Below are 25,264 nucleotides of genomic sequence, written 5' to 3'. Positions count from 1 at the left end.
GATGGCCACGGTCGCGCCGTTGTTGATTGCCGGCCACTGGCGTCCGGCAGCGGAAGGCACGGACAGCTTCCGCGCGGTGGACCCGTCCACCGCGCAGGCCATCGGGGATGCGTTCCCGCGAAGCGGTGCGGCCGAGGTGGAACAGGCGCTGGCGGCGGCAAGCGCCGCCGCGCCGATGTTGGCGGCGCTCGCCCCGGAACGCATCGCCGCGTTCCTGGAAGGCTACGCCGATGCATTGGAAGCCGATGCCGAAGCGCTGGTGGCGCTGGCGCATGCCGAGACCGGGTTGCCGGCCGCCACCCGCCTGCGCGGCAATGAACTGCCGCGCACCTGCAACCAGTTGCGCCAGGCCGCCAGCGCCGCACGCAGCGCCAGCTGGACCCGGCCGGTGATCGACACCGGCGCCGGCCTGCGTTCGTGCCACGCGCCATTGGGCAAGCCGGTCCTGGTGTTCGGCCCCAACAATTTCCCGTTCGCGTTCAACGCGGTGTCCGGTGGCGACTTCGCCGCCGCCATCGCCGCACGCAACCCGGTGATCGCCAAGGCGCACCCGGCGCACCCGGGCACCAGCCAGCGCCTGGCCGAACACGCGCAACGCGCCGCGGACGCGGCCGGCCTGCCCGCCGGCACGGTGCAGCTGCTGTACGACATGCCCGCGCCACTGGGGCGGGCGCTGGCCGGCGATACGCGTTTGGGCGCGATCGCCTTCACCGGCAGCCGCGGCGCCGGGTTGGCTTTGAAGCAGGCGGCCGATGCCGCGGGCATCCCGTTCTTCGGCGAGCTGTCCAGCTTGAACCCGGTGTTCCTGCTGCCCGGTGCGCTGGCCGAACGCGGGGAAGCGCTGGCCGAGGCGTTCAGCGCGTCGTGCCTGCTCGGCAGTGGCCAGTTCTGCACCAACCCGGGGCTGGTACTGGTGCCGCGCGGTGCCGTTGGCGATGCGTTCGTCGCGGCGGTGGCCGGCCGTTTCGCCGACACCGCGCCGCAGCTGCTGCTGTCGCCGGCGGTGCTGGCCACGCTGCAGCACGCGATCGGAGCGTTGCGCCAGGCCGGTGCGCGCCTGCTGTGTGGCGGTACGCCGGGCAGCGTGGGCATCACCCATGCCCCGACCCTGTTCGAGGTGGATGCCGAGGCGTTCCTCGCCGCGCCCGCGCGGTTCCAGGGCGAGGCGTTCGGCCCGAGCAGCCTGCTGCTGCGGGTCAGCGATGTCGCCCAGATGCAGGCGGTGGCGGCCACGCTCGAGGGCCAGCTCACCGGCACGCTGTACCGCGCCGGCGACGGCAGCGACGATGCCGCGTGGCAGGCCGTGGCCGGCGTGCTGCGGCCGCGCGTGGGGCGGCTGATCTGCGACCGCATGCCCACCGGCGTGGCGGTCAGCCCGGCGCAGCAACATGGCGGGCCATACCCGGCCTCGACGCAGCCGGGATTCACCGCCGTCGGCCTGCCGGCCGCGATCCTGCGCTTCAGTGCGCTGCAGGCATACGACAATGTGCCCGATGCGCTGCTCCCGCCGGAGCTGCGCGACCGCAACCCGGGTGGATTGCCGCGCTGGATCGACCGGCGTTGGACCACCGATGACATCGGAGCACAGCCATGAATGCACAGATCGGACACCTCACCCTGGAACAGGCACGCACACGCCTGGCACCGTGGCCACAGCGCGCACCGGCCATCAGCGCCGAGGAGCATGCGCAACGCCTGCAGCGGGCCCGTGCGCTGATGCGGGCGCAGGGCGTGGACGCATTGCTGGTCACCGCCGGAACCTCGCTGCGCTGGTTCTGCGGCGTGCCGTGGGGTGGCAGCGAACGGCTGGTGGCGATGCTGCTGACCCTGGAAGGGGAGCCGCTGCTGGTGTGCCCGGTGTTCGAGGAAGGCTCGCTCGACGCGGTGCTGCGCATCCCGGCCGGCAAGCGCCTGTGGGAGGAACATCAGGACCCGTACGCGCGGGTGGCCGAGGCCATGGCCGAACGCGGCGCGCGCACGCTGGCGCTGGACCCGGAGGCACCGTTCCGCGTGCAGGTCGGCCTGGCCGCGCACCTGGGCGCCGATGCGATCCAGTCGGCGGCCTCCCTCATCGATGGCTGCCGGATGTGCAAGTCGCCGGCCGAACTGGCACTGATGCAGCAGGCCTGCGACATGACGCTGTTCGTGCAGCAGCTGGCCGCCGGCATCGCCCACGAGGGCATCGGCACCGACACGCTGGTGCGTTTCATCGACGAGGCACACCGTGCGCTGGGCGCCGACGGCGGCTCGACCTTCTGCATCGTGCAGTTCGGGCATGCCACCGCCTTCCCGCACGGCATTCCCGGCGTGCAGAACCTGCGCCGCGGCGAACTGGTGCTGATCGACACCGGCTGCGCCGTGCAGGGCTACAACTCGGACATCACCCGCACCTGGATCTTCGGCGAGCCGGATGCCGAGCAGCGCCGCATCTGGGAACTGGAGCGCGCCGCGCAGCAGGCCGCCTTCGACGCGGTGCGCCCCGGCGTGCCGTGCGAGGTGGTCGACCAGGCCGCGCGCGACGTGCTCGAAGCGGCCGGGCTGGGTCCGGACTACCGCTTGCCGGGTCTGCCGCACCGCACCGGCCACGGCTGCGGCCTGGCCATCCATGAGGCGCCGTACCTGGTGCGTGGCAACACCCTGCCGCTGGCACCGGGCATGTGCTGCAGCAACGAACCGATGATCGTGGTGCCGGGCCGCTTCGGCGTGCGCCTGGAGGACCACTTCCATGTCACCGCCGACGGCGCGCAATGGTTCACGCCGCCATCGCCGGCCATCGACCGGCCTTTTGCCTGACCTGATACGCAAGGAGACACGCTGCATGCTTCGATCCAGGGGAATCCACCATTACGCCCGCAGCCTGGCGTTGGGCCTGGCCTGCGCCGGTGCACCGCTGCTGGCCCGGGCCGATGCGCCGCCGGCACCGGATGCGGCGGCGTTCAACCGCTCGCTGCAGTTGCGCGAACAGTGGATGTACCTGACCCAGGGCCTGGCCGGGCCGGCGACCTGGACCGATGCACGGCAGTACCGCTACCGGCGCACCGCGCCGGGCGGCTTCGAGTTCGTCAGCCGCAGCGTGGGCCAGGCCGGCGCGGTGCCGGCGTTCGACCAGGCACGGCTGGCCACGGCGCTGTCGCCGCTGCTGGGCCGCAGCGTCCAGGCCCTGCGCCTGCCGTTCTCCGACTACACGCTGGAAGCGGACGGCCGTGCCCTGCGTGCCTGGATCGACGGCGGCTGGATGCGGTGCGAGCTGGGCGATGCCTACCGCTGCGCGCGCTGGAGCGCGCCGGAGCGGGAACCGCGCCCGCGTGGCTGGGGCGTGGTGCGTGACCTGTCGGTGCCCGCCGACGACACGCCGCAGCGCTCGCCCGACGGGCGCTACGAGGCGCAGGTGCGCGAGGGCAGCGTGGTGCTGCGCCAGCTCGCCGACGGCCAGACCCGGGTGTTGGCGCGCGACGGCGCGGCCACCGATTTCTACGACCCGGAGAGCATCGTCTGGTCGCCGGACTCCTCGCGCTTCGTGGTACTGCGCGTGGTGCCCGGCTTCGCACGCCAGGTGACGCGGGTGGAAACCGCACCGCGCGACCAGGTGCAGCCGCGGGTGCGCACCCAGCTCTACCCCAAGCCCGGCGACCCGGTGGACATCGATCGCCCGGTGATCTTCGAGGTGACCGGTGGCCGTCGCATCGACGTGCCGACCGCCCTGTTCGACAACGCCTACGAGATCACCCCGCCGCAGTTCCGCGCCGACGGCCGCACCCTGGTATTCCGCTACACCGCGCGTGGCCACCAGCGCGTGCGCCTGATCGAGGTGGACGCGCATAGCGGCGCGGCGCGCAGCGTGGTCGAGGAAGCCAGCAAGACCTTCGTCAACAGCTGGTGGTACCGCGCCGAGTTCCACGACGTGGGCAATCGCGGCGAGCAGATCGTGTGGATGTCCGAGCGCGATGGCTGGAACCACCTGTACATGGTCGACGGCCGCACTGGCCGGCTGCAGCAGCTGACCCGTGGCCCGTGGGTGGTGCGGCAGATCGTCAAGGTCGACGAAGCCCGCCGCCAGGTCTGGTTCGCCGCCAACGGCCGCGAGCCGGGCGACCCCTACCTGCAGCACTTCTACCGTGTCGATTTCGACGGCCGCAACCTGCAGCACATGACGCCCGGCGATGGCTGGCACGAGATCAGCCTGTCGCCGGACATGAACCATTACGTGGACACCTGGTCACGGCTGGACCAGCCCAACATCACCGAGCTGCGCGACGCCCGTGACGGGCACCTGCTGGACACCGTGGAACGCGGCGACGCCAGCGCGCTGTTCGCCGCTGGCTACCGCGCGCCGGAAACCTTCTCCGCGCCCGGCCGCGATGGCAGCACGCCGATCTTCGGGCTGGTGGTGCGGCCCACCCGGCATGACCCGACGCGGCGTTACCCGGTGATCGAGAGCATCTATGCCGGCCCGCACGATTCCTCGGTGCAGAAGAAGTTCTGGCCGTTCGATTCGCAGTCCAGCAACGAGCGGTTGATCGGCCTGCAGGCCTTGGCTGACCTGGGCTTCATCGTGGTCGAGATCGACGGCATGGGCACCATGAACCGTTCCAAGGCCTTCCACGACGTGGCCTGGAAGAACCTGGGCGATGCCGGCTTCCCGGACCGCATCGCCTGGCACAAGGCCATGGCCGCGCGTGATCCTTCCTACGACATCAGTGGCGGCGTCGGCATCTACGGCGCATCGGCCGGTGGCCAGAACGCGCTCAACGCGCTGCAGTTCCACCCGGAGTTCTACACCGTGGCGGTGGCCTACAACGGCTGCTACGACAACCGCATGGACAAGCTCAGCTGGAACGAGCAATGGCTGGGCTGGCCGGTGGATGCCAGCTACAGCCGCGCCTCGGGCGTGGACAACGCGCACCGGATGCAGGGCAAGCTGCTGCTGATCGTGGGCGAACAGGACGAGAACGTGGACCCGGCCTCGACCTACCAGGTGGCCGATGCGCTGATCCGTGCCGGCAAGGACTTCGACCTGCTCACGGTGCCGGGCACCGGGCATGGCGTGGGCCGTTCGCAGGAGCCGGTGGACTACATCCAGCGCCGCAAGTTCGATTTCTTCGTGCGCCACCTGCGCGGGCTGTCCACGCCGGACTGGAACCAGCAGGGCACGCGCTGACGCGCCCCTCGCGACTGCGCGGTCGCGATCGCCTGTCCGACACATCGTCGCCGGCTGCACTGGGTGCAGTCCGGCGGCGATCTGCATTGAAGCACCGGATTGCAGGCTTGCCGGCGTGCACGCCGCTGCGCGGCGATCGACCGCGCAGCGGTCGCTGCCGAGCCGACACACGCGGCAGTGGAGGATGGCGCGGATCGGTTGCCTGCACGCCACGCCATGCACCTCACGGGAAACACCGCCGATATGCTGCGCAACGCGGTCCGGTGGCGTCGTGCATCGTACCAGCCGGCCTTGCGCGCAGGCGGGCAAGGGCTGTCGTTGCGGTAGTCGGCGTCTTGCACCGCCGGGGAAGGTCCCTGCACGCCGGCGCAGAAGACCGGCGTGCAGGCCGTGCTGCGGCGGCGCCGAGCCAGGCATGTCCGCGTCCTATCTGGGGCGTTCCACGTGCAAAAAAAGAACCACCGCGGCGAGAACGCACCGCGGTGGCGGAAGGGAAACGCGGACCGCTTGTTACAGCTTGTATTCCACGGTCATGAAGTACTCCGTCCCCACCGGGTTGTACTTGGTGATGTCCGCGTACGGCCACCACTTCTCCGAGGCATGCCGGTACGGTGTCTTGTCGAACAGGTTGACCACCGCCAGGTTGAAGGACAGCTGCTCGGTGGCGCGGTAGGCCAGCGACAGGTTCACCGTCATCCACGGCCTGAAGCGCTCGTAGCTGTCGGCCCAGCGCACCGGCGAGGACCCTAGGCGGTTGAAGTGCAGGTAGCTGGAGAAGCGCTTGTAGTCCCAGCCTAGGGTCATGTTCGAGCGGGTGCGGAACTCGCTGTTCCACTGCCGGTCGCGGATGTTCTCCACGGCGTCCTCGGGCAGGTAGCGGCTGAGCGTCTTGAGGATGTGCGTATAGCTGATGCGTGCCGAGAAACGGCCCCAATGGTCGGTGGGCAGGGTGGAACTCCAGCTCGCGTCGATGCCGTTCTGCTGGTACATGCCGGTGTTGAACGGGCTGGTGATCACCGACAGCACGCTGTCGTTGCGGCCACCGCGCTGCACGCGCGCCAGCATGGTCTGGCACTTGGGCGAGTTCGGGTCCACGTCCAGGCCCTGTGCATCGAAGCCCAGCGCGCATTCGGCGGCATAGCGCAGCACCGCGTCGGCGCCGATCAGGCCGACCTGCTCCTCCAGCTTGATGCGGTACCAGTCCAGGGTGAAGGAGTGGTTCTGGCCGATCTGCGCGACCATGCCGAGGGTGTCGCTGCTGCCCTTTTCCTCGTGCAGCCCCGGGTCACCCTCGGAGTACTGGCGGATCGAGCCGGTGCCATAGTCGTCACCGCAGCCCTGCCAGCTCTGGCCGCGCTGCAGGCCTTCCTGCTGCACGCAGCTCAGGTAGTCCACGCCGCTGGTATAGGCTGAGCTGCGTTCGGCGAACATCACGTGCATGTCCGGCGCGCGGAACGAGGTCGCGTGCGAGGCACGCAGCAGCAGCCAGTCGCTGGGGCGCCAGCTCAGCCCGGCCTGCCAGGTGAAGGCGCCGCCGACGTCAGAGGCGTCGTCGTAGTGGTCGTAGCGTGCGGCCAGCTTGGCATCCCACTGGCCAAAGCCCGAGCCGGCCGCCAGCAGCGGCACCGAGAACTCCGTGCCCACCGCGTAGTGGTTGCGCTTGCCGCTGCCACGGATGCCGCTCCAGCCGTAGATGTCGCCATCGACGGTGGGTTGGTCGGTGATGAAGCGGTAGCTGTCGCGGGTGGCTTCGGCCACCGCGGCGAACGCCAGCGGCCCGGCCGGCAGGTCGAACAGGTTGCCGGACAGGTCGGCGGTGAACGACTGCGAGGTGGAGCGCCCGTCGCCCACCGAGGTGTGCATGACGTCGCGGAACACTTCCGGCGACAGCTGGCCGAAGAAGTCGATGTTGCCGTTGGGCATCAGGTTGGCGTCCAGGCTGCCGGCGCCCACGCGCACCCAACGGCTGCCGGCCCACGGCAGCGACCAGTCGCGGCCTTCCTCGCCGAACAGCAGGCCCATCATCGCCTTGTCGTTGAAGCGCTCGACCGTGTCGCGGTAGCGATAGCGGCCGTAGTTGTAGTTCAGGCTGTAATCGAAGCGGCCCACCGCACCGCGGATGCCGGCGATGATGACGTCGTTGTTCTCCTTGAACTTCTGGTTGCTGCCCGGGAACTCGTTGTTGCGGAAGGTGCGATAGGCATGGCGCCAGGCCACCGCGTTGGGCTGCGCGGCCTGCATGTCGTCCACCACCTCGTAGTCGACCGCGTAGCCGTAGCGGTACATGCCGGCATCGGCGCGCGAGCGCGTGCTCAGCGCGGTGGCGTACAGCTCGTGCTCGCCCAGTGCATGGGTGGCGTTGAGGAAGCCGAACAGGCGCTTGCGGCCGTTGCGCACGGTGTAGCTGTCGAAGTCGTTGTCACCGCAGTAGCGCTCCGGGCCGGTGGCGCTGCCGGGCTTGGCCGGCACGTAGCCGAGCGGGTCGCAGCGGCCACTGATGTCCAGCAGGTCCCAGCCGCTCTCGCGGTCCCAGAACGACATGACCTGGGTGGGGTCGCGGTAGTCCGGGTCGGGCGAGCGGTCTGGCGAGGCGAACCAGCGGCGCTGGTTGCCCTGGATCGGCCAGCGCCGGTCCCATTCCAGGCCGGCGGTCACCTGGGTGTCGCCGAACTCGAAGCCGGTGGTCACCGACACCCGCTCGGACCGGCCGCCGCCGTGCACGGTGTCACCGTGGCGGTAGGACAGCGTGGTGCCCTCGACCTTGTCCTTCAGGATCACGTTGACCACGCCGGCCACCGCATCGGAACCATAGATCGCCGAGGCACCGCTGGTCAGGATCTCGACCCGGTCCACCGCCGAGGTCGGGATCATCGCCAGGTTGGTGACGTTGCCGCTGACCGTGCCGGCCGGCTTGGGCAGCATGGGGATGCGGCGGCCATTGAGCAGCACCAGCGTGTAGCCGGGGCCGAAGCCGCGCAGGTTCAGTGCCTGCGCGTTGGCGTTGAAGTTGTTGGTGTTCTCCTCGCCGACGAACACACCGGTGTTGGCGGTGATGTTGGACAGTGCGTCATAGACGTTGGCGAAGCCCTGGTGCTCCAGGTCCTCGGCAGTGATCATCTGCACCGGATCGATCCCCTCGATCTCGGTGCGCTTGATCCGTGACCCGGTCACTTCCACCTTGTCCAGGGTCCTGGCCCCGGCCTCGTTCGCGGCCTGCTGGGCCAGCGACAGTCCGGGTAACAATGCCAGGCCGATGGCCGTGGCGATGGTGCAGCGTTGTGGCAAACCCCTCATACTCCCTCCCGAGCGTGGTGTCTGGTTGGCGGTCTGATGCCGCCGTGCGCTGGCGCCCAATGCGCCTTTTTTCATGGTGTTGATGGCGGGGCAGGGCCGATAGCACGAAACGCCGGTGACCGATGCGGAACTCCGCACAGCCCGGAACGCGCACTGGCCCCTCCCGTCCCAAGGGAGAGATGCCGATGAATGCAGTGGGGTCGCCGGATCAGGACCTGCAGGTGACGCTGGCGCGGCTGCGCCAGGCGTGGATGGACAAGCGCCCGGACCATGCCCAGCGCCGTGACGACCTGCAGCGCCTGCGCGCCGCGTTCAAGGCGCGCATCGGCCAGATGAGCGATGCCATCGCCGCCGACTTCGGCCATCGCTCCCGGCATGAATCGGTGATCGCCGATGGCATGACCGTCACCGGCGAGATCGACCACCTGCTCGCGCACCTGCGCGGCTGGATGAAACCCGAGCGCGTGGGCGTGGGCTGGCGGTTCTGGCCGGCGCGGGCACAGGTGCGCGCGGTGCCGGTGGGCGTGGTCGGCGTGATCTCGCCGTGGAACTATCCGGTCAACCTCGCGCTGGTGCCGCTGGCCACCGCGATCGCGGCCGGCAACCACGTGCTGCTCAAGCCTTCCGAACACACGCCGCAGACATCTGCCTTCCTGCAGTCATTGCTGGCCGAGGTGTTCCCGCCCGAGCGCGTGAGCGTGGTACAGGGCGATGCGGGCGTGGCGGCGGCATTCTCCGCGTTGCCGCTGGACCACCTGGTGTTCACCGGCTCCACCACCGTGGGCCGCAAGGTGATGGCCGCGGCCGCGCAGCACCTGACGCCGCTGACGCTGGAGCTGGGCGGCAAGTCGCCGGCGGTGGTGGCCACCGATTACCCGCTGGAGGCCGCCGCCGCGCGGCTGGCGACGGGCAAGTGGTTCAACGCCGGGCAGACCTGCATCGCCCCGGACTACGTGCTGGTCGACGCCGGCCGCGTGGATGCCCTGGTGCAGGCCCTGCGCGAACAGGTGGGCGCGCGCTATGGCAACTTCGACGATGCCAGCGACTACAGCCGCATCATCAACGACGCACAGTTCGCGCGCCTGAAGGGCTACGTGAGCGATGCGCGCGCGCGCGGCCTGCAGGTGGTCGAGCTGGCGCAGATCGATGCCGAGCGCCAGCGCCGCGAGCGCCTGTTCCCGCCGACGGTGATCCTGCAGCCCGGCGACGACGCCACGGTGATGCAGGAGGAGATCTTCGGCCCGATCCTGCCGGTTCGCGGCTACCGCACGCTGGACGACGCCATCGCCACCATCAACGGGCGCGACCGGCCGTTGGCGCTGTACCCCTTCAGCCACGATGCGGCGACGGTGGAGAAGATCCTGGGCCGTACCGTGTCCGGCGGCGTCACCGTCAACGACACGCTGCTGCACTTCGCGATCAACGGCCTGCCATTCGGCGGCATCGGTGCCAGTGGCATGGGGGCGTATCACGGCCGTGCCGGGTTCGATGCGATGAGCAAGCGTCTGCCGGTGCTGTGGCAGACCAAGCGTGCGGGCAGTGACCTGCTGCGGCCGCCCTACAGCAAGGTCGCGAAGTTCATCGACTTCATTTCGCGCTGACGCTGCCCGAGCGCCCTCATCCGCCCCTTCGGGGCACCTTCTCCCGTTGCATGGGAGAAGGGAGGGCCTGCGACATTGCGTGCCCGGATGGGGCTTGGCTGCATTCCCGCCGCTGCTGCTGAAAAGGAAAAGCCGTAACCGGACCGGGGACCGGCCGGTTACGGATGACCCGGCACAAAGGGAGAGGGAGCCGGTGTCGAAAAGTGGTGTCCAAAGCCCCTCTCTCGCAAGGCGGGGGAAGGAGGCTCTCGGGCATTGCGTGCCCTGGCTTTCCGCTCAAGCCCCTCTCCCGTGAACGGGAGAGGGGTTGGGGTGAGGGCGCCTTGAAAGCATGTAAACGCTACGGCAAGGCAAAAACGCCCTCATCCGCACCTTCGGGGCACCTTCTCCCCTGCAGGGGAGAAGGGAGGTTCGCTGGCGCTGCGTGTGGGTCTGCTTACTTCGCCAGTTCGTCGGCAATGCGTTGGCGCAGCGTCTGCAGGTCCTGGGCGAACGCGTCGATGCCGGTGGCCAGCTTCTCGGTGGCCATCGGGTCGGCGGCCAGGTCGGCGTCGAACATGGCTTCATCGATGGCGGCCACGTTGACGGCTTCGGCCGCACCGGCCACCAGCTTGCGCGGCAGCTCGCCGAAGTCGGCGTCCAGCTTCTCCAGCAGGTCCGGCGAGATGGTCAGGCGGTCGCAGCCGGCCAGCGCTTCGATCTGCGCGGTCGAGCGGAACGAGGCACCCATCACCACCGTCGGCGAGCCACGGCGCTTGAACTCGGCGTACACGCCGCGCACGAACTGCACGCCCGGGTCTTCGTCGATGCTGGCCGGCGCCTGGCCGTTGGCCACGTACCAGTCCAGGATGCGGCCGACGAACGGCGAGATCAGGAACGCACCGGCTTCCGAGCAGGCCAGCGCCTGGGTCGGGTTGAAGATCAGGGTCAGGTTGCAGTCGATGCCTTCGGCCTGCAGTACGCGCGCCGCTTCCACGCCGGCCCAGGTGGCGGCGATCTTGATCAGCACCTTGCTACGCGGCACGCCGGCCGCTTCGTACATGGCGATGAATTCGCGCGCCTTGGCGATGGTGGCGGCGGTGTCATGCGCCTGGTCGGCGTCCACTTCGGTGGAGACGCGGCCGGGCACCAGCTCGGCCAGCATCGTGCCCACGCCCACGGTCAGGCGGTCGACCACGGCCTTGGCCACGTCCTGCACGTCGCCGGGCTGGCCGCGGCCCCACTGCAGCTCGCGCTCGATCAACGCGGCATAGACCGGCAGGTCGAGGGCTTTCTTCACCAGGGTCGGGTTGGTGGTGCAGTCCACCGGACGCAGGCGCTTGATGGCCTCGTAGTCACCGGTGTCGGCGACGACGACGGACAGTTCACGCAGCTGGGCGAGCTTGGATGCAGCGGTCATGCGGGTACTCCAGGTCAGTCGGTGGCGCCGTCATCATCGATGCGCGCGATGACAGCCGCGGTGTCCTGGTCGAACACCGGCGCGGCAAACGGCTGCGGGCCCGGGGTGCGCCCGAACACGATGGGACGGGTGATGCCACGGTAGCTGCCCAGCAGCGGGTGCGGCAGGGTGGTGATCATTTCCTCGGCCAGCACCTGCGGGTGCTCGAACATGTCCTCGACCTTGCGCGCGGCCGCGCACGGCACTTCCTCGCCGAACAGGGCTTCCCACTCCAGTGCACTGCGCGTGGCCAGCGCGGCATGCAGCTTGGCCAGCAGTTCATCGGAATGCTCGGCGCGCTTGCGCACGCTGTCGTAGCGCGGGTCGGTGGCCAGTTCCGGTAGGCCGGTCTTCTCGCACAAGGCCTGCCAGAAGCGCGGCGTGTTGGCCGAGATGTACAGGTGGCCCTGCGCGGTCGGATGGATGCCGGTGACGCCGCCCGAGCGCATGTCGCGGCCCACGCCCTCGGGCTCGCCCTCGGCCCAGATCATGCGTGCCGATTGCATGGTCAGCGCGCTGCGCAGCAGCGACACGCCCACGTACTGGCCTTCACCACTGCGCTCGCGCTCGTACAGCGCCGAGGACACGCCGGCGGCGACCAGCGCGGCGGCGTAGTAGTCCACCACCGAGCCATACAGGATCTCCGGTGCGCCGCCGGGCTTGCCCTGCATCGCGCACATGCCGGTCATGGTCTGCAGCACCTGGTCGTAGCCGGCCTTGTCCTTCAGCGGGCCACCTTCGCCGTACCCGGTGACCGCGCAGTACACCAGGCGCGGGTTGATCCGGTTCAGGCTCTCGAAGTCGATGCCCAGCCGCGCCGGCACGCTCGGGCGGAAGTTGTGCACCAGCACGTCGGCCTCGCGCACCAGCCGCATCAGCACCGCGCGCTGGTCCGGTTCCTTCAGGTCCAGCACCACGCCGCGCTTGGAGCGGTTCACGCCAAGGAACGCCCGGCTTTCCGCTTCCAGCGTGGAGGGGTACTTGCGCAGGTTGTCGCCCACCGGCGGTTCAACCTTGATCACTTCCGCGCCCTGGTCGGCCAGCAGCGTGCAGCCGTAGGGGCCGGCGATGTAGGCGCTCAGGTCGAGCACGCGGATGCCGCTGAGCGGACCGGTGGCACCTTCGCGCGTGGCGACATCAAAGGGAGAAGGGGTGTGGCTTGCAGACATGGGGTTACTCGATTCCTTGCTTGCAGTTTCCTCCCGTGCCACCGGAAGAAACAGATCGTGCGGGTATTTTCAGCGAGGACAAAAACCTTCCACAGCCCATCGAGCGCCCCTGACACCGTGATGGAACGGGACGCATCGTCCTGCCGATGCCGGCAACGCACCTGGCGTGGCCGGCACCGGCGGGTGGATCACGAAGGCGCCAGCGACAGCCAGCTCAGGCGCCATGCACCGTGCTCACGGCCACCGCAGCGGTAGTAGGGCTCGAACACCAGCGGCGCGCGGCAGTCCAGCTGCATCGTCACCGTGGCGCCTTCGCCCCGGTCCTCACCGACCTGCAGCCACTTCGACGGGTCGCCGTGCGGCAACCGCACCGTCTCGTCGGTCTTGAAGCCATCGATCAGCCCGGTGGCGTAGACCAGTGGGCCATAGGTCAGGCCAACGTACTCCCAGCGCAGCACTTCCTGCGCCACCGGCGAGCCGTCGGGTGCGCGCGATTCCTGCACGTTGATGTTGGCCGCGCGCTGCAGCTGCGGCTGCATCGGCAGGCGCAGGTTGACCAGGTCACCGGCCTTCCATTCGCGCAGGATCTGCACGAAGCCGTCATCGCCGGGCTGCACCGGCACGGTGATGCCATTGACCTGGATGCGTGCGTCCTCGGCCCAGGCCGGGATGCGCAGGCCGACGCTGAAGGTCGCGTTGCGCTCGGGCGAGACGCGCAGCGTGACCTGGCCGTCGAACGGGTAGCGGGTGTGCTGCTGCAGCGTTACCGCGCCGGCCTCGGCCTGCGACAGCGTGGCCTGGCCGGGTCCGTACAGGTTTACCCGCAGGCCGCCATCGGCGGCGACGCCATAGGCGACCTGCGGCAGTTCCTCCACCGCCATCGCGCCGGAGGACTTGCAGCAGCGCCAATACGTGGTGTGCACGCGCTTGCCGTTGGGGAAGGTGTAGTAGCACCAGTCCTCGCCGTTGGGCGCCATCGCCGCGAGCAGGTCGTTGTAGGCGGTACGCTCCAGTTCCTCGGCGTAGCGCGCATGGCCGGTGATGGCCAGCAGCTCGCGGTTGAGCTGCATCCAGGCCAGCACCGAGCAGGTTTCCACGTAGGCCTGCGGGAAGAACGTGCGCGGGGCATTGAACACTTCGCGCGAGCGGTGCGCCACGCCGCCCCACGGACCACCGCCCAGCGTGAGGTGCTGCGCGCGGATGTTGTGCCACAGGTTGTCGATGGCGATGCGGTAATCGTGCTTGCCGGTGGCCTTGTACAGCTTGGCCAGGCCGACCAGGTTCCACGACAGCTGGTAGGCCTTGCCGGTGGCGATGAACGCCGCGTCCTCGCCGGCGATGCCCTTGTCGAGCAGGGCCAGGCGCGGGTTGGCATTGGCCTGCTTCAGGATCTTCTCGGCCAGCGCCAGATAACGCGGCTCGCCGGTGACCAGGTACAGGTCGGCGGCCGGGTCCAGCAGCACCGTGGCCGACATGCCGTGGTGATTGCCCAGCGTGGTGATGTCGATGCCCGATTCCAGAGCCTGCCAGCACAGGTCGGCAATGCGCCGCGCGGCCTGCAGGTAGCTGTCATCGCCCAATGCACGCCAGGTTTCCAGGAAGCCCAGGATCAGGTAGCTGTGGGTCCAGATGTCCCAGGTGCGCAGCGCCGGCTCGCCGTTCCAGCTTTCCGGTTTGGGCGGCTGCGGCACGGTGAAGCGGCGGTCGGCGGCATAGTTGCCGAGGTAGCCGTCGGCATCCTGCTGGCTGATCAACCAGTCGGCGACGCGGCGCAGGTTCGCCTCCAGCTGCGGTTGGCCGCCCTGCGCCACCGCGCGGGCGGTGGCCGAGAGCCACTTGCCGGCATGCTCGCCGTACCAGTCGCCTTCCTGGTTCTGCTGCTTGTGGGCCTGGCCGAAGATGCTGATCGACGGGCTGTCCTCGTCGACGATGAAGTGGCTCAGCCGGCCGCTGCGGTTGGCGGCCAGCATCTGCCCGAACAGGCCATCGAGCTGCACCGCCGCCGGTGTCACTAGCTGCTGGCCGTTGTGGATGGTTGCGCTCATGCCGCGTCCACCACGCAACGGAAGCCCAGCATGCCGCTGCGGTCCTTGGCCGGTGCCATCAGCAGGTACTTGCCGTGCTGGTCCAGGCGGTAGGCCTGCGGGAAGTACCAGTGCGAGGTCTGCGGCTGGTAGCTGGAGCCACCACGCAGGATCGCCGCGCGGGTGTGCTCGTCGACGAATTCGTCGGTCCATTGCCACACGTTGCCGACCAGGTCCTGCACGCCGAACGGGCTGGCGCCCTGCGGGTGTGCGTCGACGTCGGCCGGGGCCAGCACGCGGCGGCCGCGGTTGACGCGCGGCACGCGCGCGGCGTCCCAGTCGTTGCCCCACGGATAGGCGCGGCCGTCGCTGCCCTGCGCGGCGTACTGCCACTCCCATTCGTGCGGCAGGCGCTTGCCGGCCCACGCGGCATAGGCACGCGCGTCTTCCAGCGAGACCCAGATCACCGGCTTGTTGTCCCAGCCGGCGCGCGGCGCGCCGTCCACCCAATGGGCGAGGAAGTTGATGTCATCGGCCGGGTGGTAGCCGGTGGCATCGATGAACGCCTTGAACTGCGCATTGGTGACCGGGAAGCGGTCGATGTGGAAGGACGCCATCTGCATGTGTTTGCGATGGTGGCGGCGCGGGCAGTCTTCCCACGGGAACTGCACGTCCTGTCCGGCCCAGTTGAAGCCTTCGATCTCGACGCCGCCGACGGCGAACACGAACTCACCGGCGGGGACGGTGACCATGCCTTCCGGTGCACTGGCCTGCGGCAGCGTGGCCGGGATCTCGCGCAGCTGCTGGCCCAGCGCCTTCCATGCACCGGAATGGCTGTTGAGCGGCTGCGCGGCGCGCGTGGCGGCGTCGGCCATGAAGGCGTCAAAGCCCTCAAGCACCACGCCCGGCTGCACGCTCAGCACCGCGCCGAAACCACGTGCTTCCATCGGCAGTTCGATCACCGCCACGCCATCGCGGATCGACGGCGACAGTTCCACGCCGTGCCACACATCGTAGTAGCGGGTGCCGTCCACGTGCGGCAGGCCGATCTGCTCGCCGTTGACCGCGTATTCGTTGCGGTTGATGAAGGTGTGCAGGCTCAGCCCATCGACCGGGAACTTGCTGGCGAAGATGCCGCCCTGGTAGCAGACCTGGTACGGCTCCCAGTCCTGCGATACCACCAGCTGCGGGAACTGGCGGTAGATCGCGGCGATGCGGCGCAGGGTTTCGCCATCGCGCGCGGTGAACTGGTTCCAGATGCCCCAGATGTTTTCCCAGGCGTTGTAGCCGATGCCGTTGAAGAAGCAGTACTGCAGGTCGTGGTTGCGGTTGCGGCCCCAACGGTTTTCGTAATTGACCATGTGGCGCGGCTCCAGCCACTTCCACTTGGACACCGGCGGCACGGGGCCGTCGGGTGCCTTCTTGCCCCAGCTCTGCACGTTCCAGATCAGCTGTTCTTCGGAGCTGATGGTGGATTCGGGCTGCACTACCACCGGGTTGCCGTTGGCGTCGCAGGCATCGAAGAACGCGCGCGGCACGCCGTTGAAGGTGTCACCGTTGATGCCATCGGCGCCGGTGGCCTTGATGATCTCGGCCATGCCGTCCCAGTGGGTCACGCCCGGGTCGCGGGTACCGTGGTCCCACGGCTTGGCCGGCAGGAACACGCGCACGCCGCGCTTCTGGAAGGCCTTCACGGCAGCGGTCAGCCCTTCCAGGCCGCCGGGCAGCGTGTGCGCCAGGTCGAACTGGTTGCGGTCGTCGATGCCGATGTTCGGGTAGATGTACCAGATCAGCACCGAGTCCAGCCCGCCGAAGCGCGCGACCAGGTCGTCCAGGTATTTGTCCACGGTGTACTGCGCGGTCTCCACGTCGAAGAAGTAGCGGTCCTCGACCATCATCTGTGCGTGCACGAAGTTGCGCTGTGCCCACTGCAGCTCGGGGCGACGATAGTTCACGTCGGTGTAGCCGATCCGCACCAGGTGCTCGCGCCGCCAGTCCTTCAGCTCGGTCAGCCAGTCGCCGGCACTGGCGTTGGCATCGATCATCCAGTTGCCGATGTCGGCGAACGGCCAGGCCGGTGCCTTGCCCGGGGTGGGCAGGTAGCGGCCGGTGGTGACGTGCGAGAACTTGTACTCGGTGGTGATCGCCTCGCGCCCGTAGTCGGGGCTGTCGTTGTCGTAATCAGGCGTGGGGTACGGCGTGGTCATGGCATTCATCCAACGAAAAACAGGGGGAGCAAGCGGTCAAAGCGCGCACCAGGCCGCGAGCGCGGCATGGGCGTCGGTGCCGGGGACACGGCGGGCATCGGCCAGCAACGCGGTGACCTCGGCGTGGTCGGGAATGCTGGATTGTGCGCCCAGCCGCGTGCAGGCCAGCGCGGAGGCGGCACTGGCCGCCAGCAGCGCCTGCTGCAGCGCATCGCCACGCGCCAAGGCCGCTACCAGCGTGCCGCAGAACGTATCGCCGGCGGCGGTGGTATCCACCGGCGAAATGGCGAACTCCGGCTGCAGCAGGGTACGGCCTTCGTGCCGCGCCAGGCAGCCGCGCGCACCGAGGGTGACGATCACGCACGGCACGTCCAGCCGCGCCAGGCCGCTGGCCAGGTCCGGCGGGTTGCCGGCGACCACGTCCAGTTCGCCCTCGTTGACGATCAGCATGTCCAGTTGCGCCAGCAGCTCGGCCGGCAGCACCTGCGCCGGTGCGGCGTTGAGCGCGACCTTGACCCCGGCCGCACGTGCGGCCAGTGCATAGGCCAGCACGGTGTCGAGCGGGGTTTCCAGCTGCAGCAGCAGCCATTGCACCCCATCCAGCGCAGGCAGGTGTTCGGGCTTCAATGCCATGTTGGCGCCGGGCGCGACGGTGATGGCGTTCTCGGCATCGTCGGACAGGCAGATGAAGGCGGTGCCGGTCGGCAGCTGCGCATCGCGCACCGCGTGCAACTGCACGCCGGCATCGCGCAACGAGGTTTCGATCGGCGTGGCGAAATCATCCTGGCCCAATGCGAGCAGCATCCGGGTGCGGGCGCCACCGGCACGCGCGCAGGCCACGGCCTGGTTGGCACCCTTGCCACCGGGGAAGGTGCGGAACTCGCGGCCCAGCACGGTTTCGCCGGGCGCCGGCACGTGCGCGGCGCGGACCACGAAGTCGAGGTTGGCCGAGCCGGCGACAAGTACGGTGGAACTCATGGAATGGCCTGGTAAACGAGGTTGTAGAAACGGGTGGAAGGTGAGGCGAGCGCCTTGTCACCGCTGGGCAGGTACTGCATCAGCAGGATGGCCACCAGCTTTTCCTTGCGGTCGATGGTGAAATAGGTGGACGCCGCGCCCGACCAGCCGAACTGGCCGACGCTGCCGAGCTTGCCGCGGTAAGCCGGGTTGGTGATGACATAGCCGCCCAGGCCGAAGCCCTCGCCCGCGCCATAGCTGCTGATGGCCGGCTCGAAGCCAGCGAGCTGGTCGCTCATCATCAGCTCGACGGTCTTGCGCGAGAGCAGCTGTTGCTTCCCGCTGCGGCCATCGTCGAGCAGCATGTGGGCAAACTTCAGGTAGTCGGCAGCGGTGGAATACAGACCGCCGGCGCCGCTGTCATAGCCTTTCAGGCGCACGCCCGGATTGCGCGCGCTGAGCGTGTCGGCCACGCGCAGGCTGCCATCGTCGTTGCTGGTGGGCAGTTCGACCACGCGACCACGCTGCGCCAGCGGCACTTCAAAACCGGTGTCGTGCATCGCCAGCGGGCTGAAGATGCGTTGGTGCAGGAACTGCGCGAACGGTTGCCCGCTGACCACCTCGACCACGCGCGCCAGCAGTTCGGTATTGCTGCCTTCGTAATGGAAGTGTGTGCCGGGCGCATCGGCCAACGGCAGCGTGGACAAGCGGCGTGCAACGTCCTGCAGCGAGGTCGCGCTGTCGACATCGGCCGCGGTCAACAGCTTGGTCGCCACCCGGTGCGTATCCGACGCCGCCGCGAAGCCGCTGGTATGGGTGAGCAGATGGCGCAGGGTAATCGCGCGCGGTGCATCTTCGGTCTGCGGATGTTGCAGGTCGCCACCGGTCACCACGGAGCGGTCGGCGAACTCGGGAAGGTAGCGCGCCAGCGGATCGTCCAACGACAGCTTGCCTTCTTCCAGCAGCATCAGCACGGCGACCGAGGTCACCGGCTTGGTCATCGAATAGATGCGGAAGATGCTGTCGGACTGCAGTGGCCGGTGGCCAGCGCTGTCGGCGTGGCCGTAGTGCTGCTGGAACACGATGCGGCCATCGTGCTCGACCAGCGCCACCGCGCCCGGGAACTGGCCCGGTGCGGTGCTCGCCTGCAGGAAACCATCCAGCCGCTGCCAGCGGTCTCCAGCGTGCAGCAGCGGCGCGGGCAGGCACAACAGGAGTGCGGCGCCACGGCGCAGCCAGCGACGGCTGCGCGGTGTTGCGATGGTTTGATGCATGGCGTGCACTCCTGCGCTCATCAGCGGAACGTGTACGAATAGCTCAACGAGACTACCCGGCCACGACCGGCCCAGTAGTTCTGCCAGCCATCGCCCTGCGAGCCGCTGAGGATGTAGTACTTGTTGAACAGGTTGTCCACGCCCAGCGAGAACGTCCCGAAGCGGCCACTATCGTAGTTCACGCCCAGATCCCACAGCGTGTAGCCGTTGATCTTCTCGTCGTAGTCGAAGGTCTCCCCGTCGTACTCGCGCACCGCCGAGCTGGTCAGGTGGCGGTCGCGCAGCATGCTCGCCCCCAGCGTGGCGTCCAGGTTGGGCAACGCCTTCCATACCAGCGCGACGTTGATCTTGTCCGGGGTGGCGTCGAAGATGCCCAGCGGCTTCTTCAACGGGCCGGCGTCGTAGCGGCCCTGCGGGTCCGGGCCCCAGAACGAGGTCCAGCCACGCAGGTGCGTGTACAGGCCGGTGATCTTGAACGTGTCGGTGAAGCGGAACTCACCGGTGAACTCGATGCCTTTGATGTCGGTGGGCGCACGGGTCATGATGAAGTCGCTGGTCAGCGGGTCCACTTCCAGCGACGCGCCGAAGTCGGAGGTGGAGTGGTACCAGCTGCCACTGAGCGCGCCACGCGAACCGCGCCAGTTGAAGCCGATGTCGATGTTGTCGACGATGATCGCCTGCAGGTCGAGGATGCCCTTCACCGACTGCCCGGTGTAGTTCACGTTGCGCAGCGGGATGCCGATGTCCGGCAGGGTGAAGCCCTTGCTGTAGGCGCTGAACAGCGAGAACTGGTCGGTCACGCGCCAGATCGCGCCGAGGTTGGGCAGGTTGGCGGTGTAGTCCAGGGTGCCGCCTTCGACGAACACGCTGTTGCGGTAGGCCACGGTGGTGTAGCTATCCACGTCCAGCTTGCCGTTCTCGCGGCGCAGGCCACCGCTGACCGTCACCGGGCCGATGTCCCAGCTCAGCTGCGCGTAGGGGGCCACGCTCTTGTAGTCCATCGGCGGCACCCACACGCGGTCGGTCATCACCAGCCGCTGCTGCGCCACGTCCTGCACGAAGTCCACGCCGGTGTGCAGCTCCAGGCCATCCACGCCGAACAGCGTCGGGCGCGTCCACGAGGTGCGCAGGCCCTTCTTCTCCGATTGGATCTCGGACTGGTCGAAGATGCGGTCGGCATCGTCGGCCGGCGCCGGCTTGACCAGCTGGCGGTCGGCGCCGTTCTCCGGCAGGAAGCGCATGCCCTGGTCGGCCTGGTAGCCGACCAGGTCCAGCGTGCCGCCGAAGAAGTCGTTGTGGGTGTACTGCAGGCTGTACTGGATGAACTTGTTGAGCGCATCGCGCTGGCCGTCGATGTGGCCCTTCACCGAGGTGTTCGGGTACGGCGTGTCGCACGGCGGCCAGTCATGCGGGCCCTTGCAGCCGACCACCTGGATGTAGTCGCCGTTGCCGCCGATGTTGAAGTTGCTGTAGGTGGCCTGCAGGCGCTGCTCGCCGTCCTGGCCGAAGTTGAAGCCGCCCTTCATGTACAGGTTGCGCGACTGCGAGTCGGCCAGCGAGCCGCTGGAATTCATGCCGATGCTGCGGCCCTTCGCGTCGTAGGCCATGCCGCGCTCCAGCTGCGAGACGCTGGCCAGGAAGTCGTAGTTGTCCTGCTTGATCGCGTGGCTCAGGCCCAGCTTCCAGCCCACGCTGTCGTCGTGGAACTGGGTCTGGTAGCGCGCGCTGATCGTGGTCTCGCTGCCGTCGTGCTCGGGCACCTTGGAGATGTAGTTGATCACCCCGCCGGTGGCACCGATGCCCTCGGCCGCCGACGGGCCGTTGATGACCTCGATGCGGCCGATCACGCCCATGTCGGTGAAGGTGCCGTTGCGGGTGCCTTCGCGCAGCGGCGAGCCCTGCGGGATGCTGTCGAACAGGCGCAGCGGGATGCGTCCGCGCAGCGACTCGCCGGAGTTGGTCATCGCCTGCGAGGATTCGGCGTAGCCGGGGATGGTGCGCGCCAGCACCGCGGTGTTGTCCTCGGTGATGACCAGCGACTGCCGGATTTCTTCCGGGGTGATGATCGAGATCGCGCCGGGGATCTTGTCCACGGCCTTGGGCGCGCGCACGCCGGTGACGATCACCCGGTCCAGGTCGGTGGCCTGGGCAGGTTTCCTGCCGCTGCTGCTGGCGGCGCGTTCGTCCTCGCGCGCCTGCGCCGCGTCCACCTGTTGTGCGCGCACACTGTCGCTGACCGCAGCGGCCAGCAGGAAAACCCCCAACGTCACAGGCAAGTTCTTCATGTTCGTTCTTATCTCGATGGATGTATGAGAAGACGCGCTTGAACTGCTTTGCCGCATGCGTGCGGCGACTGCTGCAGGTAATGACCGCTGGCCACGTCCCTCCCGACGCGCCGTGCCCCCGTGGATGCAGCCTAGGCGTGCGCAGGGGCAGGGAAGAAGGACGGGCGGCTAGCTTCAGACGTGAGCTTTTGTTGGTTGAAGAAAGGCGATGTTTTTTCTTGCGATGCAACAAGAAACATCCGCTTGTGACGCATCCGGCGGGCAAAGAAAACGGCGCCACGGTTGCCCGTGGCGCCGTTGTCCATCAGCCCGTTATCAGAACTTGATGGTGTGCGAGAGCGAGACCATCCGGCCGCGGCCGGAGAAGTAGTTCTGCCAGCCCGGCAGCTGCGACCAGGTCAACACGTACTGCTTGTCGAACAGGTTCTCGATGCCCAGCGACAGCTGGCCGAAGCGGCCGGTGTCGTAATTCACGCTCAGGTCCCACAGCGCGTAGCCATAGGTGTTCTCTTCGTTGACGTAGACCGCACCATTGGTCGGGTTGGTGAAGGTCTCGCGCAGGTCGCGGTCGAAGGTCTTGCTCACGCCCAGGGTGGCGTTGAGGTTGTCGTTCGGCGTCCAGGTCAGCGAGGCATTCACCTTGTCCGGCGAGATGTCCAGGATGCCCATTTCCTTCTTCAGGCCCGAACCCGGGTAGTACTGGGTCTGGCCACGGATGCGCGAGTACAGGAAGGTGGCCTTCCAGTGCTCGTTGAAGGTCCAGGCGCTGTTGAGTTCGAAGCCTTCGATCTCGACCGGTGCGCGGGTCAGGATGAAGTCTTCGGTGACCGGGTCGATGGTCAGGGTCGAGCCGAAGTCCGAGGTCGAGCGGTACACAGACGCGCCCACCTGGCCCTTGGCGCCGCGCCAGTTGAAGCCGACTTCCTTGTTCTTGGTGATCAGCGGCTGCAGGTCGGCGATGCAGGACACGGCCTTGCACGGGCTGTTGGCCTGGATGTTGCGCAGCGGGATGCCGACGTTGGCGATGCCGAAGCCTTCGGAGTACGAGCCGAACACCGACCACGCATCGGTGATGCGCCAGATCGCGCCGAAGTTCGGCATGTTGGCCTTGTAGTCCATCTTGCCGCCCTGCACCGGGGTGTGGTCGCGGAAGGCAACGGTGGTGTAGCTGTCGATCTCCAGCTCGCCGTCCTCGCGGCGGATGCCGGCATCCAGCGTGACCGGGCCGATGTCCCAGCTCAGCTGTGCGTACGGCGCCAGGCTGGTGTACTTCATCGGCGGCACCCACAGGCGGTTGGTCAGGGCCAGGCGCTGTTCGGCGGTGTCTTCCACCATGTCCAGGCCGGCGCGCAGGCGCAGGCCTTCGACCTTGAACAGGTCGCCGTAGGCATAGCCGAAGCGCAGGCCCTTCTTCTTGCTGTTGATCTCCGACTGGTCCCAGATGCGCTGGTCTTCCGGCGGTGCCGGCTTGGTCAGCTGGCGATCGGCACCGTTCTCCGGCACGTAGCGCATGGCCTGCTCGGCCCAGTACGCATCGATGCTCAGGTCGCCGCCGAAGAAGTCGGCGTTGGTGTACTTCACCGCGAACTGCTCGAAGTCGTTGAACTCGGCCAGCGAGCCGGCGATGGAGCCCTTCTCGGCGGTGTTGGTGGTCGGGTTCGGGCAGCTCACCGGGTCGAAGCGGCAGCCCTCCACCGGGATGTAGTTGTGCTTGCCGCCGATGTGGAAGTTGCTGTAGCTGGCCTGGATGCGCTGCATCTGGCCTTCGCCGAAGTTGTAGCCGCCCTTCACGAACAGGTTCTTGCTGTACGAGTCCGACAGCGAGCCGGAGGTGTTCAGGCCGACGCGGCGGCCGTCGCCGTCATAGGCGATGCCACGGTCGATGTAGGCGCCGCTGATCAGGAAGTCGGCCGCATCATCCTTGTAGGTGTGCATCACGCCGATCTTGGTCTGGTCGCTGTCGCCCTTGAACTGGGTGCCGTAGCGGGTGGAGATGGTGGTCTGGTGGCCATCCACTTCCGGGTTCTTGGACAGGTAGTTGATCACGCCACCGGCGCCGCCGATGCCTTCGGCGGCGGACGGGCCGTTGATGACCTCGATGCGGCCGATCACGCCCATGTCGGTGAAGGTGCCGTTGCGGTTGCCTTCGCGCAGCGGCGAACCCTGCGGCACGCCGTCAAACAGGCGCAGCGCGATGCGGCCGCGCAGGGTCTCACCGGAGTTGCTCATCGCCTGCGAGGATTCGGAGTAGCCCGGCACCATGCGTGCGAGCACGGCGGTGGCGTCTTCGGTCAGGTTCAAGGTGCGCTGCACCTGCTCCGGGGTCACCAGGGTGACCGCGCCGGGGACCTTCTCGATCGCGACCGGGGTACGGGTACCGGTGACGATGACCTGGTCCAGGCTGACCGCATCGTCATGGGCTTTGCTTGCATCCTGCGCCATCGCCGGCGCAATGGCGCTGGCAAGCAGAACAGTGCTGATGGCAGCAGTAAGTGGCTTGATCATTGCTTCCTCTCCCCCTGATGTGGAAACGGTGTACAGACAGCTGGGGGGCGGCCTGCACCGGTAATCGAGACGGGGACTTGTGCCCCTTTCATGCTGCCGTTTGATGCACCGGTGCCCGCGCGGGAACGTCAGGCGCACCTTCGACGATGGGCAGAGACTAGGGGCGGCTTTCTGGCGAAGGAAGCGCGACTGGGTATGTTCATTGCCTAGTGTTTGTTGCGATTGGACGGCGCTGGAACCGCCCCGAGACGGGGGCGCGGCGCCATGCTCGGCCGGGGCGTTCCCGGCAAGGCCAGCTGCCGGGCATGGCCCGGCACTGCGCCAACCCCGCACCGCATCGCGGTGGGGCGCAGCCATGTTCGGCGGGGGCTTTCCGGGGGATGCCCATGCCGGGCATCGCCGGCACTACCGGATCAACGCGGCGCGGGCTTCTTCCAGCAGGGCGTTGACCTGGCGCAGGCGCACCGAGGCGCGCGACCAGACCAGCCCGATCCGGCGCGGTTCGCTGGGCTGTGGCAGCGGCAGGCTGACCACCGAAATGCCTTCGGGCCAGGGCTTGGCCCAGTCCGGCACCAGCGAGACGCCCAGGCCGCGGTCCACCATCACGGCGATCGCGTTGAGCGCATTCAGCTCGAACCGCTCACGCGGCACGATGCCCACCTTGCGCAGGTATTCGTCGGCCTGGCGGCCACCCCATTCGTGCCGGTCGTAGCGGATCAGCGGCTCCTCGCGCAGCAGCTGGTGCGGGTCGCAGCCGGCCAGCCGCGCCGGGGCCAGCACCACCAGCGGCTCCTCGCGCAGCAGCTGCCAGTCGCAGGTCTTGGGCAGCGGGAACGGGGCCTGCAGCACCATCGCCGCGTCCAGGTCGCCCGATTCCACCGCACCGTACAGGTCGGCCGAATAGCCCGGCTTGATGAAGACGTTGATCTCCGGGAACTTGGCCACCATCCGCGCCAGCATGTCCGGCACCAGCCCGCCCAGCGCGGTCGGGCAGGCGCCCAGGCGCAGCTCGCCGGCCATGCCGCTTTCATTGGCCACGCTGCGCAGGTCGGCCACGTCACGCAGCAGGTCGCGCGCCCGCTGCAGGATGCGCGCGCCTTCCTCGGTGACGCTGACGGTGCGCCCGGCGCGGGCGATCAGCGGCGCCCCGAGCTCACGCTCCAGGGTGCGGATCTGTTGGGCCACCGCCGCCGGGGTGATGTGCAGCAGGCGTGCGGCCGCGGCCATCGAGCCACGGTCCACGACGGTGACGAAGGTATTGAGGAACTGGGTTTCCACGGTATGACCTCTCAGCTGGCCGCAACGCTACACCAGCCGGCCGGCGCTGGCGATGCGACCAACGTCATGGTCCT

The 25,264-nt window shown here is 68.3% G+C and carries 15 protein-coding genes; 4 read left to right on the top strand and 11 right to left on the bottom strand.

Features of this window, described 5'->3' with window-relative positions; genetic code table 11:
- Position 1: 1 nt before the first annotated feature.
- The 3 genes from ATCM_RS07755 to ATCM_RS07745 are packed head-to-tail and all read left to right on the top strand — an operon-like array spanning position 2 to position 5,158.
- Positions 2–1,594: an aldehyde dehydrogenase family protein gene (locus ATCM_RS07755; RefSeq protein WP_132863938.1), complete on the top strand. Its 1,593-nt coding sequence runs from the start codon at positions 2–4 to the stop codon at positions 1,592–1,594.
- Positions 1,591–2,793 carry a Xaa-Pro peptidase family protein gene (locus tag ATCM_RS07750; protein WP_132863936.1) on the top strand — a complete coding sequence of 401 codons (1,203 nt, stop codon included), beginning with the start codon at positions 1,591–1,593 and terminating at the stop codon, positions 2,791–2,793. The genes ATCM_RS07755 and ATCM_RS07750 overlap by 4 nt, the downstream gene beginning before the upstream one ends.
- Positions 2,794–2,818: 25 nt before the next feature.
- Positions 2,819–5,158: a DPP IV N-terminal domain-containing protein gene (locus tag ATCM_RS07745; protein ID WP_132863935.1), complete on the top strand. Its 2,340-nt coding sequence runs from the start codon at positions 2,819–2,821 to the stop codon at positions 5,156–5,158.
- Between the two features lie 510 nt (positions 5,159–5,668).
- Here the strand turns inward: ATCM_RS07745 and ATCM_RS07740 are convergent.
- Positions 5,669–8,452, bottom strand: coding sequence for a TonB-dependent receptor (locus tag ATCM_RS07740; protein ID WP_165931149.1), 2,784 nt, complete (start codon positions 8,450–8,452; stop codon positions 5,669–5,671).
- Positions 8,453–8,637: 185 nt separating this feature from the next.
- Here ATCM_RS07740 and ATCM_RS07735 point away from each other — a divergent pair, with 185 nt between their 5' ends.
- Entirely contained in the window at positions 8,638–10,053 is a 1,416-nt protein-coding gene (locus ATCM_RS07735) for a coniferyl aldehyde dehydrogenase (RefSeq protein WP_165931148.1), read from the top strand.
- Positions 10,054–10,489: 436 nt separating this feature from the next.
- Here the strand turns inward: ATCM_RS07735 and ATCM_RS07730 are convergent, their stop codons facing one another.
- From ATCM_RS07730 to ATCM_RS07690, 10 genes are all read right to left on the bottom strand, one after another.
- Positions 10,490–11,452, bottom strand: a complete 963-nt coding sequence (locus ATCM_RS07730; protein WP_132863930.1) for a transaldolase — start codon at positions 11,450–11,452, stop codon at positions 10,490–10,492.
- A gap of 14 nt (positions 11,453–11,466) precedes the next feature.
- The gene (locus ATCM_RS07725) at positions 11,467–12,660 is read right to left on the bottom strand and encodes a CoA transferase (RefSeq protein ID WP_132863928.1); all 1,194 of its coding nucleotides are present in this window, start codon (positions 12,658–12,660) and stop codon (positions 11,467–11,469) included.
- A 188-nt stretch (positions 12,661–12,848) separates the two neighbouring features.
- Positions 12,849–14,705: a beta-L-arabinofuranosidase domain-containing protein gene (locus ATCM_RS07720; protein WP_132863926.1), complete on the bottom strand. Its 1,857-nt coding sequence runs from the start codon at positions 14,703–14,705 to the stop codon at positions 12,849–12,851.
- A complete protein-coding gene (locus ATCM_RS07715; protein WP_132863924.1) occupies positions 14,702–16,891 on the bottom strand; it encodes a formylglycine-generating enzyme family protein in 2,190 nt (729 codons plus the stop codon). The genes ATCM_RS07720 and ATCM_RS07715 overlap by 4 nt, the downstream gene beginning before the upstream one ends.
- Positions 16,892–16,927: 36 nt before the next feature.
- Positions 16,928–17,869 carry a ribokinase gene (locus tag ATCM_RS07710; RefSeq protein ID WP_132863922.1) on the bottom strand — a complete coding sequence of 314 codons (942 nt, stop codon included), beginning with the start codon at positions 17,867–17,869 and terminating at the stop codon, positions 16,928–16,930.
- On the bottom strand, positions 17,866–19,122 hold the full coding sequence (locus tag ATCM_RS07705) for a serine hydrolase domain-containing protein (protein WP_165931147.1): 1,257 nt from the start codon (positions 19,120–19,122) through the stop codon (positions 17,866–17,868). Before ATCM_RS07705 ends, ATCM_RS07710 begins: the two co-directional genes overlap by 4 nt.
- A gap of 20 nt (positions 19,123–19,142) precedes the next feature.
- Positions 19,143–21,407, bottom strand: coding sequence for a TonB-dependent receptor (locus tag ATCM_RS07700; RefSeq protein ID WP_132863918.1), 2,265 nt, complete (start codon positions 21,405–21,407; stop codon positions 19,143–19,145).
- Positions 21,408–21,538: 131 nt separating this feature from the next.
- Positions 21,539–21,712 (bottom strand): hypothetical protein, encoded by a 174-nt coding sequence (locus ATCM_RS19080; RefSeq protein ID WP_165931146.1) that lies wholly within the window; start codon positions 21,710–21,712, stop codon positions 21,539–21,541.
- Positions 21,713–21,722: 10 nt separating this feature from the next.
- Entirely contained in the window at positions 21,723–23,912 is a 2,190-nt protein-coding gene (locus ATCM_RS07695; RefSeq protein ID WP_132863916.1) for a TonB-dependent receptor, read from the bottom strand.
- A gap of 405 nt (positions 23,913–24,317) precedes the next feature.
- Entirely contained in the window at positions 24,318–25,190 is an 873-nt protein-coding gene (locus ATCM_RS07690) for a LysR family transcriptional regulator (protein ID WP_132863914.1), read from the bottom strand.
- Positions 25,191–25,264: the final 74 nt, after the last annotated feature.

Source organism: Stenotrophomonas sp. ATCM1_4 (assembly GCF_004348115.1).
Lineage (GTDB): Bacteria > Pseudomonadota > Gammaproteobacteria > Xanthomonadales > Xanthomonadaceae > Stenotrophomonas > Stenotrophomonas capsici.
The sequence above is the reverse complement of the archived record's forward strand: the minus strand, read 5'-3'. Positions and strand labels throughout refer to the sequence as shown.